The sequence below is a fragment of the Aeromonas sp. 601027 genome (assembly GCF_049174455.1).
GTDB lineage: Bacteria > Pseudomonadota > Gammaproteobacteria > Enterobacterales > Aeromonadaceae > Aeromonas > Aeromonas veronii_A.
Genome location: NZ_JAAKTN010000007.1, coordinates 108806 through 123228, shown reverse-complemented (window position 1 = coordinate 123228; position 14423 = coordinate 108806). Strand labels below are relative to the sequence as shown.

Sequence of the window (14423 nt, the reverse complement as noted above, 5' to 3'; positions counted from 1 at the left end):
CTCATTAGGTATGTTTGTGATGCCACTTATTGCCTGCCGTTGATAACTGTTTATACTGCCCATCAAAATTAACAGTAATGAAACAATCATCTGGCGATGTCGATTGAATCGATATGCGTTTCTGTATCTGATTGTTTTGATGGAGGGTTTACCTGTAAAAATTTTTATGCGCAGATTTATGCATTATGGGCTTGTTTGTGCATTTTTTTGGAGTATTCTTGCGCCCGTTTTGCCGGTTAATGCATGAATACGCAGGTAGGCCGGGCTATGGAAAAGTAACATTAGGGCAGTCTTATCATGCTGGAAAAGAGTCTTGAAGCATCTGCGGTTAATACCCGCCGTAACTTGTTGATGTTTCTAATACCGTCACTGATCGGTATCTTGCTGTTCATGACGCCGGTCGTCTATGACGGTAACGTCACCATCCCGGTGGCCGTGCTGGCCAAGCTGGTACAGCGCGTTTTTGCCGATTATCTGGTCGCCATGGTCAGTGCAGTGATCACCACCACCATGCTGATGACGGTGATTGCCTGGCTGTTCAAGCCAGCGATTCTGGTGCGTCGTCCTTTCCTCAACAGTTTGTTCAATGTCTCCCCTTTCTGGGCCTGCGTGCGGGTATTGGGCGGTATCTTCGTGCTGCTGACCTTCTTCCAGGTGGGGCCAGAGGTGCTTTACTCCGGCGCAACCGGTGGACTGGTGCTCAACGATCTGCTGCCGGTGCTGTTTTCAGTCTTCATTTTTGCCGGCCTGCTGCTGCCGTTGCTGCTCGATTTCGGGCTGCTGGAGTTTGTCGGCACTATGATGACTCGCATCATGCGTCCGGTATTCCGGTTGCCGGGTCGCTCTGCCGTAGACTGCTTTGCCTCCTGGCTGGGGGATGGCAGTGTCGGCATCCTGCTGACCAGCAAGCAGTACGAAGGGAAGTTCTATACCCAGCGGGAAGCGGCCGTTATTGGCACCACCTTCTCCGCCGTCTCCATCACCTTCTGTCTGGTAGTGATCTCCCAGGTGAAGCTGGAACACATGTTCGTTCCCTTCTATCTGACTGTCTGTCTGGCTGGGGTGGTTGCCGCTATCGTGGTGCCACGTCTGCCGCCGCTATCCTGGAAGAAGGATATCTATATCGATGGCGCTCCCCTGTGTCGCAAGCAGGAGGCGGTGCCCCACCAGCACAGTGTGATGAGTTATGGTCTCGAACGTGCATTGACCAAGGCAGAGCAGATGACCGGTCTCGGTGCCGTCGCCCGGGAAGGGGTGAAAAATGCGCTCGACATGCTGTTTGGCGTGTTGCCTGTGGTCATGGCGATCGGTACCTGTGCCCTGATGCTGGCCGAACACACCCCCATCTTCAACTGGCTTGGCGCCCCCTTCGTCCCCTTGCTGGAACTGCTGCAACTGCCGGAGGCGGAAGCCGCATCCAAGACTATCATGGTCGGTTTTGCCGATATGTTTATTCCGGCTGTGCTGGCTTCGACCATCGATAGCGAGATGACCCGCTTCGTCATTGCCGCCATGTCGGTGACCCAGCTGATCTATATGTCCGAAGTGGGGGCCCTGCTGCTTGGCAGCAAGATCCCGGTCAAACTGTGGGAGTTGTTTGTGATCTTCCTGATGCGCACCCTGGTTACCCTGCCGGTGATTGCCGGGGTGGCACACCTGCTGTTTTAAGGGCGCAGCGCAGTGAAAAACGGTCAACCTCGGTTGACCGTTTTCTTTTTCGCAGTAACGGGAGAGAGTACCCCTTCGGTTGGCTCAGCCTGTAGTGACGGGACACTGTATGGTCAACGAGTGGACCGTGTTGGCGATGCTATAGGGCTTGGCAGCTTGGTAGATTTTCTTCTCCTTGTCATAGCTTCCCCCCAGATACTGGGTGCTGTAGAGCGTCTGCTGGTGACGATCGGTCTCCTTGTAACCTTGCGGGCAGGTCTGGTTGGCCTGCTGGAAGCAGGCTTTCATGCTGCTGCACTCGATGTAGAAGCCGCGCTGGCTGGGATCGGCAAGGTGCACCGGGGTGACGGTAGGTGCGGGGGGAGACAACAGGGCGCAACCGGAGAGCGTCAGTGCGCCCAGCAGAACGAGATGTTTTGACATAGATAACCTGAACAGTGTGGTGTGACAAAGAGTGAGGGGGAGTCTATTGCTCCCCATTCGCTATAGGGGCACCGTTATAACCAGCCCGGGGCGTTCAGGCCAGCCCGCAAATGTAAGAAGATATGACCCAGCTAGGCCTGTGCGGCCAGCAGTGCGGTTTCATCCACCTGATCCAGTTGGGCGGTCTCGAGGAAGCGTCTGGCGTAATCGCGCCAGATACCGCTGCTGACAAACAGAACGAACAGATCCGGGTCGATATGCTGTTCACGTACCATGCTCTGCATGATGGCAAGAGCCTGGGAGACCGTCTTGCCAGATTTGTAGGGGCGATCACTGGCGGTCAGAGCCTCGAAAATATCGGCGATAGCCATGATGCGGGCCGGTACGCTCATCTGTGATCCGGTCAGCTGGCGTGGGTAACCCTTGCCATCCATCCGCTCGTGATGGCCGCCGGCAATCTCCGGCACGCAGCGCAGATGACGGGGGAAGGGGAGGTGCTCCAGCATGCGTATGGTCTGGATGATGTGCTCGTTGATCTTGTAGCGCTCCTCCTCGGTGAGGGTTCCCCTGCTGATGGCAAGGTTGTATCTCTCCCCCCGGTTGTAGAGATGGTGCGGTACCTTGACCTTGAAGCCCCAGGGATTGTGCTCGTCGAACCGATCTCCATCCGGACGAGGCACAAGGTGCCAGCACTTGTCGGCCAGCAGTGGCTCGAGGCAGAGCAACTCGGGAGATGGTTCTTTCTGACGCAGCTTGATCTCCTCCCGGCTGATGCCGAGCCGATCGTCCAGGGTGCGCAGCCAGGTGCGGCTGGCGATGGCGTCGAGCCGTTCAATCTTCTCGGGGGCCATCCACTCGCCACCCAGATTGCACTCGGCGATGAAGGCAAACTCCTGATCCAGCTCGGCCCAGCGCGGGGCTGCCTCTTCCCGGCAGGCACTTCTGATCTCTGATGACAAGCGGGCAGCGAGGCTCTCGATATAGACATCCCGCTTGAGTACTTCAAAACGGGTGCGGATCTCGTGGATCCGGTCGTAGAGGGTCTCCAGTTTGGTGGCCTTGTCGACCACGAACTCCGGGGTGGTCACCTTACCACAGTCATGTAGCCAGCTGGCGATATGGATGGCTTCCCACTCCTCCTAGTTGAGAGTGAAATCGGCAAAGGGGCCCTGTCGCTGGGCGCAGGCCGCCTCGGTCAGCATCCGGGTCAGCTCCGGCACCCGCTGGCAGTGACCGCCGGTGTAGGGGCTCTTGGCGTCGATGGCGCCGGCCATCAGCTCGATAAACGATTCGAGCAGCTGTTTCTGCTCTTCCAGCAAGCGCTGGTTCTCGATGGCGGAGGCGGAAGTGCCCGCCAGCGCTTCGATGAGGCTGATGCGCGATGCCAGCTCCTGTTCGCTGCAGCGTGGCAGGATTAGTAGGAGGTATCCGATCGGCTCCTAATGATGGTTGCAGAGCGGCTCAGCCACCAGCTGGCATGGGTCGGGAAAGGAACCCCAACTGTCCAGGTGTTGCCTCCATGTCGCCTCATCCAGGCTGAGGGAGATGCGCTGGGAAGTGGCCATGCCGGATAGCAATGGTTGTGGCCATGGAACCTGCCCAAGGGGCAGCTCGGTTTGCTGCCAGCAGGCCTGGACCGGCTGCATCTTTTGCTGTTGGGCCAGGTAGAGGCTCCCCCCTTTTGCCTGTACCGCGGCGATGGTTTCATGCAGGATGCGGCTTAGCAGGGAGTCGAAGCGGTGCTCTGCAGCCAGTGCTCTACCCATGTTCATGAAGTTGCCGAGGGTTTGGCGCATGCCGGACATGGTGCGGGCAAGGTCATCTATCTCCCGGATGGCCGATTCTGGAACCTGCCCCTCGCCAAAGTCGAAACGCTGGATCCGCTCGGCCTCACGGGTCAGGGCCAGCAGCGGGGTAGCGGTACGGCGGGAGACCATCCAGATCACTGGCAGCAGCAACAACAGGCTGGTCAGCGCCCATGCCATATTGATCAGTGCTTCATTGCGTGCCTGCTGATAGAGCAGATCTGCCGAGACCAGCAGGGCGATGTAAAAAGGGGTGTCCTTGACGAGGGGGGAGATATTGACCAGCCACTCTTGTTTTTCCCCTGTGGTCAGGGTCAGCTCCCGGGGAGAACCATCCAGCAGCACAGGCGTCCTCTCTAGCCTAGTTTTCAGCTCGGCCATGACTGGGCTGCCCAGAGCAGTGATCGCTGGCAGCTGGGTTAGCTGATCATAGGCTGGCAGATGTACAGGATCGGCCGCCAGTAGGGTCGCGGAGCGATCGAACAACACTACCTGGCTTTGGAGCGGCAACTGCAGCTCGCCAATCAAGGCCGAGAGCCCCTCGACACTGGCATCCAGCCCGATCACGGCTCGTTGGCTATGGCTGGTGACAGCCAGCGTCATGCCTGGCTCCCTGGTGGTAAAAAAGAGATAGGGGGTGGTGGCGACAATCTTTGATGAACCGCGAGCCAGCCGGTACCAGTCGCGGCTGCGGGGATCGAATCGATAATCCGCCATGGCTCGCCGTGCCAAAAGTTGCAGCTGCTCGTCAAAATAGAGGAACTCTCCCCGCCCGCTACTCAGGCTCTGAACCAGCAACTGGCTGCCTTCAGGCACAGCCTGCAACTGGACCCGGGCCCGTTCCGTGAGTTTTCGTACCAGAAAGAAATCGCCACTCTCATAGCCGATGTAGACGGCACCATAGCTGTCGCGATTGGCCAAGATCTCTGCCAACTGCGGCAGATACTCCAGTCTGCTTGCCAGATCACTCATGTCGGCCAGTCGGCTGCTGGCTAGCAGGCTGAGGGACATGCTGGCTGGCTGCTCGTTCAATTGCAGAGCGAGGGCCAGCTGTTCCCGGTACTGTTTGAAGTTGTGGCGCTCATGTTCCAGCATCTGGCGAGAGCCCTGCTGGAACTGCAGCAGAATCAGCAGCATGCCCAGCACACTGAACAGCAGGGTAAATAGGGTGGCAATGTGAACATAGAAGGGCTTGCGCCCGGATCTGGCAGTGATCATGGACATTTCCTTGTCACAGTGATGCTTGCGGAGACGATCTGTCAGCAGTGTGTCAATACGATAACAGAAATGACAATACTGGCCTGATATCTGTGCTTTTCCATGGTTGCCCACTGCCAGGCAGAGCTTGGCAGGAGATAGTGATTCATTCAGGTATCCCGTGCTACATTGCCTCACTTGTTACTGGTCTGTAAATCCATGGAGTGACTCATGCCTGCCATCCCCTATTCCGTGCTCGATCTGGTGCCTGTTGCCGAAGGTTCCGTACCTGCCGAGTCATTTCGCCGTTCGCGGGATCTAGCCCGCCATGCCGAGGGCTGGGGTTACCAGCGCTACTGGCTGGCCGAACACCACAACATGCCGGGCATTGCCAGTGCCGCCACCTCGGTGCTGATCGGCCATCTGGCCGAAGCCACCACAACTCTGCGGATCGGGGCGGGTGGCATCATGCTGCCGAACCACTCGCCACTGGTGATTGCCGAGCAGTTTGGCACTTTGGCTTCTCTCTATCCCGACCGCATCGATTTGGGCCTTGGTCGCGCCCCCGGGACCGACCAGCGCACCATGCGGGCGCTGCGGCGAATGCGCAGCAGCGAGGTGGATGATTTTCCGGCCGATGTGCGCGAGCTGATGAGCTACTTTGGCGACGAGATCGGCGCGGTGCAGGCGGTGCCCGGCCAGGGGCTGCATCTACCCATCTGGCTGCTGGGCTCCAGCCTCTACAGCGCGCAACTTGCAGCGGCGATGGGCTTGCCGTTCGGGTTTGCCTCCCATTTCGCGCCCGCCATGTTGCTGCAGGCGCTGGAAATCTACCGCAGCCAGTATCGTCCCTCTGCGCGCTGGCCCAAGCCCCATGCGGTGGTCTGCATCAACATGATCGCCGCCGACAGCGAGCGGGAGGCCCGTTTCCAGTTCACTACCGTGCAGCAGCAGTTCTTGCGCCTTCATCGCGGTGATGCGGGCAAGCTGCCCGCGCCGGTCGTCCAGCTTGGCGACGAGTGGGCACCCCGGGAGCTGATGGCGATGGAGCAGACCCTGGCTCGCTCGCTAGTGGGCGATCCGGAGCAGATCCGCCATGGCCTCAAGGCGCTGCTGGCGGAAACCCGTGCCGATGAGCTGATGTTCAATGGCCCCATCGTCGATCATCAGGCCCGGCTGCGCTCCTTTGAAATTGCCGCCGAGCTGATGCAGAGCCTGTAAGCCATGACGAACCCTACTGTCGCGGTGGATGGGCCGTATTGGAATCCCATGGTACCGGAGCTGTCGGTTACCGATCTGGCTCGATCTCTGGTTTTCTATACCGGTTTGTTGGGCTTCTCGGTCCGCTATCGGCGCGATGACCCTCCTTTTGCTTATCTTGAGCAGCAACAGATACAGCTGATGCTGGAGCAGGTACATCCGGCGGGTTGGCAGGTCGGGGCGCTGGAGCCACAGTTCGGTCGGGGGATCAATCTGCAGATGGAGCTGACCGAGATCCAGCCGCTACTCGACCGCTTGCAGGCCGCCGGGATTGCACTTTTCCGGCAGCCCACTGAAGTCTGGTATCCAGTGGGCGAGATGCTGGCCGGGCAGCGCGAATTTTTGCTGCAGGATCCCGCTGGTTATCTGTTACGGTTTGTGCAATATCTGGGGGAACGAGCGGCTGACTGACAAGATCAAAATCTTAACCATCTGATTTTAAAGGACTGTCAGATGTATGTCGGCTATCTGTCGTGTCACCTTTCGCGGCGCAAGCCCTATGCTGGCCCTGTCAATTACCACAAGGAGTTCGAGATGATCGTCAGGAAGTTGAGATTGCAACGGGGTTGGTCTCAGGATCAGTTGGCAACGTTGACTGGTTTGAGTGTCCGCACTATCCAGCGGATCGAGCAGGGGCAGCAACCCGGACTGGAATCTCTCAAGGCCCTGGCCGCCGTCTTTGAACTCGATGTGGCTCAACTGGATGGGTCAGAGCAACAGGAGCGCGAGATGAGAGGAAGTGACACTATGGGTCAGGATGCGGTGCAGGTATCGGCAGAGGAGCGGGCGGCAATGCGCTATGTGGAGGAGCTCAAGGGCTTCTATCACCATGCCGCCAGCTACGTGGTGGTGATCTGCGGGCTGTTTGTCATCAACTACCTGAGCAATCCGGAGTACATCTGGGCCTGGTGGCCAACCTTGGGGTGGGGGCTGGGGCTTGCCTCCCATGCTGTTCGGGTGTTTCAGCCCTTCAAGCTGTTTGGCCCCGAGTGGGAGCGGCGCCAGATTGAGAAGCGGCTGGGGCGCAAGTTGTAACCTAAGCAGCCCGGAAAACAGAGAGCCTAAAAACAGCAAGCCCGGCAACCAGCCGGGCTTTGTTATTGGAACGGGTTGTAGCCATCCGTGCGGCAGCAACCGCCAGATTGCTGCGTCCCCCCTAGCTGGCGTGAACCGGGCAGGGGGTGGCGATCAGGGCATCATCTTCGTAGCGCCACAGGGTGAGGCTGTTGCCCCAGACGCAGCCGGTATCGAGTGCCTTGATGTCGCTCTTGCCGGTGTTGCCCATCAGCGCCGCCCAGTGGCCGAACACCAGAATGGGGTCATCTACGTGATGCTCGCGCTGCTCGAACCAGGGACGCAGCCCCGGGGTTGACTCCTTGGGGCCCTTCTTGCATTTGAAGTCGAGTCGGCCATCGAAGTAGCAGAAGCGCATCCGGGTGAAGGTGTTGATGATGTAGCGGTAGCGGTCGATCCCGACCAGATCATCTTTCCAGCCATCGGGCTGATCGCCATACATGTTGTGCAGCAGCCAGCTGTACTGGTCACCGCGCAGCAGGCTCTCTACCTCGCGGGCGCAGTTGCGGGCGGTGCGGACATCCCATGCGGGGGAGATCCCGGCATGCACCATCATGATGGGCAGATCCGGATGTTCGGCCAGTAGCGGGCGGTGGCGCAGCCACTCCAGCAGTTCATCCCGATCAGGGGCATCCATCAGGCTTTGCAGCTTGTCTTTCTTCTTGAGCGGTGCAACGCCATCGGCGACGGCCAGCAGGTGCAGGTCGTGGTTGCCGAGCACGGTAACGGCGCGGTTACCCAGCCCTTTGACAAAACGCAAGGTATTGAGTGAGTCCGGACCGCGGGCGACCAGATCGCCGCAGAGCCAGAGCACGTCTTGGTCGGGATCGAACGCGGCAAGATCCAGCAGACGGCGCAAGTCGTCGTAACAGCCCTGGATGTCACCGACAAAACAGTTCGCCATGAAACCTCAGTTGATAATATTGGGGATGGCCAGCGTGAAGGGGGCGATGGACGCCTCGAACTGCTGGCCAGAGCCATCTTGCAGGGTATAGCTCCCTTCCATCACCCCGAGCGGGGTCGCCAGCGGCACGCCGCTCTGGTAGCGGTAGGTCTCACCTTCGGCAATGACGGGTTGTTCCCCGACCACGCCCGGGCCTGCCACTTCCAGCATCTTGCCATTGGCATCGGTGATGAGCCAGCGCCGGTGCAGCAGTTGCACCGGGCCGGGTCCCAGATTCTCAATCTCGATCAGATAGTGAAACTGGTAAGGGTCTTTGGATTCCGCCACATATACGGGGTATGGGCGGATCTCGATGTGCGGGAGTGCCACAGGATCAGGCCTTTGGCTGATCTGCCAGCCAGTTGGCGATCATGACAAACTGCTCGAGGGAGAGATTCTCCGGGCGCAGGTTGCCATCGATACCAAGCTCGGTCAGCTGGGCGTCGGTGATGAAGTTGGAGAAGCTGTTGCGAATGGTCTTGCGACGTTGGCCGAAGCCCTCGGTACAGACGCGGTTCAGGCAACGGATATCCTTGGCGACTATGGTGGGATTCTTGTGCGGGATCAGGCGTACCACGGCAGAGTCCACTTTCGGCGCCGGCTTGAAGGCGCCAGGGCCCACTTCCAGCACTGGCACTACCTGGCAGTAGTACTGGGTCATCACGCTCAGGCGGCCGTAAGCCTTGCTGCCGGGACCGGCGGCCAGACGCAGAACCACTTCCTTTTGCAGCATAAAGTGCATGTCTTCAACCCGGTCGGCAAACTCGCACAGGTGGAAGATAAGCGGGGTGGAGATGTTGTAGGGCAGGTTGCCGAAGATACGCAGTGGCCCCTTGCCTTCACCCATCAGGGTGCCGAAGTCAAAACGCATGGCATCCGCTTCGATAACGGTCAGCTTGTCCTTGAGGGTCGGGTGCTCACGCAGACGTGCCGCCAGATCCCGGTCCAGCTCGACCACGGTCATCTTGTCCATCTGGGAGGCGACCGGCTCGGTCAGCGCGGCCAGACCCGGGCCGATCTCCACCAGGTTCTGACCCGGCTGCGGATTGATGGCGGCCACGATCTGATCGATCACGTAGCGATCGTGCAAGAAGTTCTGACCGAAACGCTTACGGGCGGTGTGGCCCATGTGCACTTTGTTGCTCTGCACCTTACTGCTCATATCTTTTTTTCTCTACCATCTTGATGGCGTGGTTGATCGCGGTGATCAGGCTGCCCGAGTCGGCGAGGCCCTTGCCTGCCAGATCCAGTGCGGTGCCGTGATCCACCGAAGTGCGGATGAAGGGAAGCCCCAGGGTGATATTGACCGAACTGCCGAAGCCCTTGTATTTGAGCACTGGCAGACCCTGGTCGTGGTACATGGCGAGTACCGCATCCGCATCCTTGAGGTATTTCTCCTGGAACAGGGTGTCGGCCGGCAATGGGCCGACCAGATCGATCCCCTCCTGGCGCAGTGTGGCCAGGGCGGGTTCGATCACGTCAATCTCTTCACGTCCTAGATGGCCACCTTCCCCGGCATGAGGGTTGAGGCCGCAGACGTAAATACGGGGTTTGGCGATGCCAAACTTGGTGGCGAGATCCTCGTTGAGGATCCGGATCACCTTGCCGAGGCGATCCTCGGTGATGGCCATCGCTACATAGGCCAGCGGAATATGGGTGGTCGCCAGTGCAACCCGCAGTCCCTCGGTTGCCAGCATCATCACCACATCGGCGGTGCCAGACTGCTGGGCAAAGAACTCGGTGTGGCCGCTGAACGAGACGCCGGCCTGGTTGATGATCCCCTTGTGCACCGGTCCGGTCACCACGGCGGCAAATTCGCCGCTGAGGTTGCCATCGCAGGCGCGTTGCAGGGTCGCCAGCACATAGGCGCCGTTGCCTTCGTTCAGCTCGCCCGGTACCACGGGGGCTCCGAGGGGGACCGGACAGACGGTCAGGGTGCCCGCCCGCTGCGGATGAGCAGGGACTCCTGCATCGTAGGGCTCAAGCTCTATGGACAGCCCCAGCAGGGCCGCCCGCTCGCGCAGCAAAGCTGGATCGGCAATGACCACCAACTGGTGCGGCCAATCCTGCTGGGCAATCTGCAGCACCAGATCCGGGCCGATCCCGGCCGGTTCGCCCGGGGTAACGGCAAGGCGACGGCAGCTCATCAGCTACCGGCTCCTTCGATCTGGATGTAGGCTTCGTCACGCAGCTCATCCAGCCACGCCTGGGACTCTTCCACGAAGCGACGGTTGTAGATCAGCTGGTAGGCGCGCTGCTCCTGAGCCTTGTCGGTCGCATCCTGGCTGCGGCGATCTTCCACCTGCACGATGTGCCAGCCATGGCTGGTACGGAACGGGGCACTGATCTGGCCCGGTTGCAGACGGTTGACCATGTCGCGGAACTCGGGGACATAGACGTTGGGATCAGACCAGCCCAGTTCGCCACCCTGCACCGCAGAGCCCGGATCTTCGGAGTACTTCTCCGCCATGCTGGCGAAGCTGGCCTTGCCGCTCTTGATGTCGTGCAGAATGCCATCCAGCATCCCCTTGGCTTTCTCTTCGCTCAGGATGATGGAGGGCTTGATCAGGATGTGACGTGCCTTCACCTCGGTCTGCATCACTTGTTGCTGACCCTTGGTGTCGAACACCTTGACGATGTGCAGGCCGGCGCCGGAGCGCAGCGGGCCGACGATGTCGCCCTTCTTGGCACCTTGCACCGCTTCCGCCATCAGGGTCGGCATCTCTTGCGGGCTCATCCAGCCCCAATCACCCCCTTCCAGCGCCTTGGGACCGTTACTCTCGGCAATGGCCAGTTTGCGGAAGTCGGCACCTTGCTTGAGGGCGGCCAGAATGCGCTCGATCTTGCTCTTGGCGGCATCCAGCTGGGCGGCTGTGGGGTTGTCCGGCAGGGCAATCTGGATATGGCCGACGTGGTATTCGTTCTGCTGTTGACCCTGTTTCTTCAGGATCTCCACCACCTGCTTCACCTCCTGCTCGGAGATGTTGATACGGCGGCGCACCTGGTTGCGGCGCACCTCGTTCATCAGGATCTCGCGGCGCACCTCTTCCCGATACTGGGCATAGGTCATCCCTTCACGGGCGAGCTGGGCCCGCAGCTGATCCAGGGTCATCTTGTTGTCGGCAGCGATGCCCTGAATAGCCTGTTCCAGCTGGGTGTCGCTGATCTTCAGCCCCTGGCGATCCGCCAGTTGCAACTGCAGGCTCTCCTGGATCAGACGGTCGAGTGCCTGTTTGCGCAGAGTGGCATCGTCAGGCAGAGACTGGCCGCTCTCCTGGGCGGAGAGTTTTACCTTGTTGACCAGTGCGTCCTGTTGACTGGACAGCACTACGTCCTTGTTGACCACGGCCAGCACTTTGTCCATCAGCTCGGGCGCAGCCAGTGCGGCCTGGCTCATGGCGCCGAACATTCCCGCGGTCAGCAGGGCAATCAGGGTCTTTTTCATATCCATCTCTCAAGGCTGGACCAGCATCATTGCTGGTCTTTCAGATTAAACGGGCGAACATAGGGCAACAGCTCGGTATCCAGTGTGACACTGCGGCCACCGGTACCCACGCTGCCAAGTCCCTTCATTTCAAACTGCAGACCAATGACTTTTTCCGAAGTGGGCTTCAGAGTGATGTTGTCCGGCTGGTTGTGCCACTCCAGGCTCATGTTGATGCTCCAGCAGCAGGAGTCGTATTTGACACCGATCTTGCGGTCAATGTTCACATCCTGCTTGATATCGCGATAGTAACCGCCATACATCTGCCACTGATCGGCGATCGGCGCCATCATCACCAGACCAGCCTGGCTGAGGTCTTCGGCCAGAGCAGGATTGCTCGGGTAGCGATAATCCCGGTTGCCGTCCTGGATATAGCGGTAGTTGACCTGGGTGGTCAGCTTGCCGGTCCGGTATTCGACTGCACCGTTGCCGGCAGTAAATTCCCCCTCGGAGGTATCGTACTGGGTGCCGGCATGGGCGAACCACTTATCGGTGATCCGGGCATCCCCCTCGAACGAGAGCAGGGAGCGGGCGTTGGTGTTTTCCTGATCGGACGGGTAGAGGCGCACCTTGGGTGGTGTCATCTCGAAGGCCTGGGCTACCGCCAGACGTAACCGCTCGTCCCCCACATTGTCATAGACCCGGCTGGTCAGGCCAACGGTGACCCGGTTGGCATCGCTGATGCGGTCGAGACCGGCGTAGCGGCGATCGCTGAACAGGCTGTAGTAGTCCTGACGGGTGGTGGTGGAGTCGTAAATCCCTATTTCGTCCTGATTCTTGTAAGGGATATAGAGGTACTGGAACTCAGGCTCCAGGGTCTGAGTGCCCTTGCCATCATACCAGTCTACCGGACGATCGAAGTTGACGCCCCCCTTGAGGCGGAAGGACGGCAAGGTGCGGGTAATGGTGCCGTCTTTCAGGGTCAGCTGCTGGCTATCTGCGTCTGTAAATTTACTGCGATCCTGGCTAATCAGGTCTTTGGGGATCTCCTGGTTGTAGGAGGTAAACATCAGTTTGTACTGGCTTATAAGGTAGTAACCCGGCGCATCGACCAGGGGGATGGTCAGGGTGGGAGCCAGATGCAGACGGGTAGCGGTATAACGCTCACCGGCCTGCTGGGCAGTGGCGCTGCCGCTGTCATAGCCAAACTTGGTCAGCTCGCTGTTCCAGGCCAGATCGAACCATTTCCCCTGCTGGAAGTAGTTGTAGTTGATGCGTGGCAGCATCTCGTGGGGCAGCAGCGCGTAGGGACTCAGGATCTGATAGCGACGCACCTCGGAGGTGAGGTTCCAGTTCTGCTGGTAGTAACCGGCGGTAAAGGATTGCTGCAACTGGCTGTCGACCTGGGTGCCCACTTGCGGGCTGAAGTCGTTAAAGTAGTTGTAATCCTTGTCCCGTACCTGGGTGTAGTCGATGCCTAAACGCAGGGAGCCATCCATCAGGGTGGATCCGTGACGAATATTCATCAGGTAACGATGACCATCTGAGAGGTACGGAGTCCCTGTCGACGGGTTGGTAAAGCTCGGGTTGCCAGCATCATACTGCTTGTCATCCCTGAGGCTTTCAAAATAGAGGGTACCGGTATGGGCTGGGTCCGGCATGTAGCGAAACTCTACCTGTTCCATCAGGCCGCGTTTGTCCATAAAGCGGGAGGTGATGGTGGCATCGTAGTTGGGGGCAATGTTCCAGTAGAAGGGCTGGGTGATCTCCATGCCGTTGCCGGAACTCTGTTTGTAACCCGGGTAGAGCAGACCTGTCTTCCGTTCATCCTTGATGGGGAAGTTGATATAGGGGAAGTAGAACACCGGGTAGTCATAGAGCCAGAGGCTGGCGTTCCAGGCTTCGCCGAACACCTCTTTCTGGTCGATGTCGATGCTGCCCGCCTTGAGGGTCCACACTTCCTGACCGGGGGGGCAGGTAGTGTACTGGGCTCCCTCCATGGTGATGTTCTGGTTGTTGTTGGTCATCACCACGCGTTTGGCAAAGCCGCGCACCGGTGAGCCATGCACCTGATACTTGCCCTCCTCCAGCTCGGAGTTTTTGGTATCCAGGTTGGATTTGAGGGTCTTGTCGCTGGTGACGGTCACCTGACCGTCGTTGTAATAGATGTTGCCGATGGCGATGACATCCCGGCTCTTCTGATCGAGCTGTGCATAATCGGAGTCAAACTTGCGAACACCCTGACGAACCTTGACGTCCCCTTCATAGACGGCGGTGCCGCCCTGTTTGGCCTCGAGACGGTCAGCATCAACCTCGACCGGCTGCGCATTGGCATCCTGATCCGATGAAGGCTTTTCTATCTTGGGAACATAGTCATAGCAGAGACTATCAAGAATGCCGGTGGCTGGCGGCGCTTCGAACGGGGCCGCCTGCACCATCATAGGGGTGAGTGCGGGGGCCAGGCTGATAGTCAGGGCGATGGGATAGCGGTACCCCAGTGTCCATTTGGTCATGTGAAAGACTCGTGCAATCCGTGATAGATACGGTTGATCCAAGGCATGCATTTTACGACAGGTTTCATCGAGTTGACATTGCATGTCATTGCTTTATGTTAGCCGGCAATGATAAA

At 59.0% G+C, this 14423-nt stretch carries 11 protein-coding genes and 1 pseudogene; 4 read left to right on the top strand and 8 right to left on the bottom strand.

What is annotated here, in order from left to right:
* The first annotated feature begins 297 nt into the window (after positions 1-297).
* The gene (locus tag G5193_RS11105) at positions 298-1668 is read left to right on the top strand and encodes a YjiH family protein (protein WP_421206020.1); all 1371 of its coding nucleotides are present in this window, start codon (positions 298-300) and stop codon (positions 1666-1668) included.
* A gap of 84 nt (positions 1669-1752) precedes the next feature.
* On the opposite strand, the gene G5193_RS11100 is transcribed toward G5193_RS11105, so the two are convergent.
* Both G5193_RS11100 and G5193_RS11095 read right to left on the bottom strand, forming a co-directional pair.
* Positions 1753-2091 (bottom strand): hypothetical protein, encoded by a 339-nt coding sequence (locus tag G5193_RS11100; protein ID WP_421206019.1) that lies wholly within the window; start codon positions 2089-2091, stop codon positions 1753-1755.
* Between the two features lie 131 nt (positions 2092-2222).
* Positions 2223-5114: pseudogene (locus G5193_RS11095) on the bottom strand (HD domain-containing phosphohydrolase).
* A 210-nt stretch (positions 5115-5324) separates the two neighbouring features.
* Here G5193_RS11095 and G5193_RS11090 point away from each other — a divergent pair.
* From G5193_RS11090 to G5193_RS11080, 3 genes are all read left to right on the top strand, one after another.
* The gene (locus G5193_RS11090) at positions 5325-6314 is read left to right on the top strand and encodes a luciferase-like monooxygenase (RefSeq protein WP_421206018.1); all 990 of its coding nucleotides are present in this window, start codon (positions 5325-5327) and stop codon (positions 6312-6314) included.
* 3 nt (positions 6315-6317) lie between these two features.
* The gene (locus G5193_RS11085; protein WP_421206017.1) at positions 6318-6764 is read left to right on the top strand and encodes a bleomycin resistance protein; all 447 of its coding nucleotides are present in this window, start codon (positions 6318-6320) and stop codon (positions 6762-6764) included.
* Between the two features lie 123 nt (positions 6765-6887).
* Entirely contained in the window at positions 6888-7388 is a 501-nt protein-coding gene (locus tag G5193_RS11080) for a 2TM domain-containing protein (protein ID WP_047436128.1), read from the top strand.
* Positions 7389-7509: 121 nt separating this feature from the next.
* Here G5193_RS11080 and G5193_RS11075 read toward each other — a convergent pair whose 3' ends face one another.
* From G5193_RS11075 to lptD, 6 genes are read right to left on the bottom strand one after another with little or no spacing between them, the layout of a single operon-like run.
* Positions 7510-8331 (bottom strand): symmetrical bis(5'-nucleosyl)-tetraphosphatase, encoded by an 822-nt coding sequence (locus G5193_RS11075; protein WP_021231933.1) that lies wholly within the window; start codon positions 8329-8331, stop codon positions 7510-7512.
* A 6-nt stretch (positions 8332-8337) separates the two neighbouring features.
* Complete coding sequence (apaG, locus tag G5193_RS11070) at positions 8338-8700, bottom strand: Co2+/Mg2+ efflux protein ApaG (protein ID WP_005341038.1); 363 nt, start codon at positions 8698-8700, stop codon at positions 8338-8340.
* Positions 8701-8704: 4 nt separating this feature from the next.
* Positions 8705-9532: a 16S rRNA (adenine(1518)-N(6)/adenine(1519)-N(6))-dimethyltransferase RsmA gene (rsmA, locus tag G5193_RS11065; protein WP_236348086.1), complete on the bottom strand. Its 828-nt coding sequence runs from the start codon at positions 9530-9532 to the stop codon at positions 8705-8707.
* Positions 9522-10517, bottom strand: a complete 996-nt coding sequence (gene pdxA, locus G5193_RS11060) for a 4-hydroxythreonine-4-phosphate dehydrogenase PdxA (protein WP_216980183.1) — start codon at positions 10515-10517, stop codon at positions 9522-9524. Before pdxA ends, rsmA begins: the two co-directional genes overlap by 11 nt.
* Entirely contained in the window at positions 10517-11815 is a 1299-nt protein-coding gene (gene surA, locus G5193_RS11055; protein WP_421206016.1) for a peptidylprolyl isomerase SurA, read from the bottom strand. The genes pdxA and surA overlap by 1 nt, the downstream gene beginning before the upstream one ends.
* A gap of 26 nt (positions 11816-11841) precedes the next feature.
* Complete coding sequence (gene lptD / locus G5193_RS11050; RefSeq protein WP_421206015.1) at positions 11842-14307, bottom strand: LPS assembly protein LptD; 2466 nt, start codon at positions 14305-14307, stop codon at positions 11842-11844.
* Positions 14308-14423 lie beyond the last annotated feature (116 nt).

Coding starts and splice junctions, on each gene's coding strand:
- G5193_RS11105 (WP_421206020.1), top strand. CDS start 298: ATGCTGGAAAAGAGTCTTGAAGCATCTGCGGTTAATACCCGCCGTAAC.
- G5193_RS11100 (WP_421206019.1), bottom strand. CDS start 2,091: ATGTCAAAACATCTCGTTCTGCTGGGCGCACTGACGCTCTCCGGTTGC.
- G5193_RS11090 (WP_421206018.1), top strand. CDS start 5,325: ATGCCTGCCATCCCCTATTCCGTGCTCGATCTGGTGCCTGTTGCCGAA.
- G5193_RS11085 (WP_421206017.1), top strand. CDS start 6,318: ATGACGAACCCTACTGTCGCGGTGGATGGGCCGTATTGGAATCCCATG.
- G5193_RS11080 (WP_047436128.1), top strand. CDS start 6,888: ATGATCGTCAGGAAGTTGAGATTGCAACGGGGTTGGTCTCAGGATCAG.
- G5193_RS11075 (WP_021231933.1), bottom strand. CDS start 8,331: ATGGCGAACTGTTTTGTCGGTGACATCCAGGGCTGTTACGACGACTTG.
- rsmA (WP_236348086.1), bottom strand. CDS start 9,532: ATGAGCAGTAAGGTGCAGAGCAACAAAGTGCACATGGGCCACACCGCC.
- pdxA (WP_216980183.1), bottom strand. CDS start 10,517: ATGAGCTGCCGTCGCCTTGCCGTTACCCCGGGCGAACCGGCCGGGATC.
- surA (WP_421206016.1), bottom strand. CDS start 11,815: ATGAAAAAGACCCTGATTGCCCTGCTGACCGCGGGAATGTTCGGCGCC.
- lptD (WP_421206015.1), bottom strand. CDS start 14,307: ATGACCAAATGGACACTGGGGTACCGCTATCCCATCGCCCTGACTATC.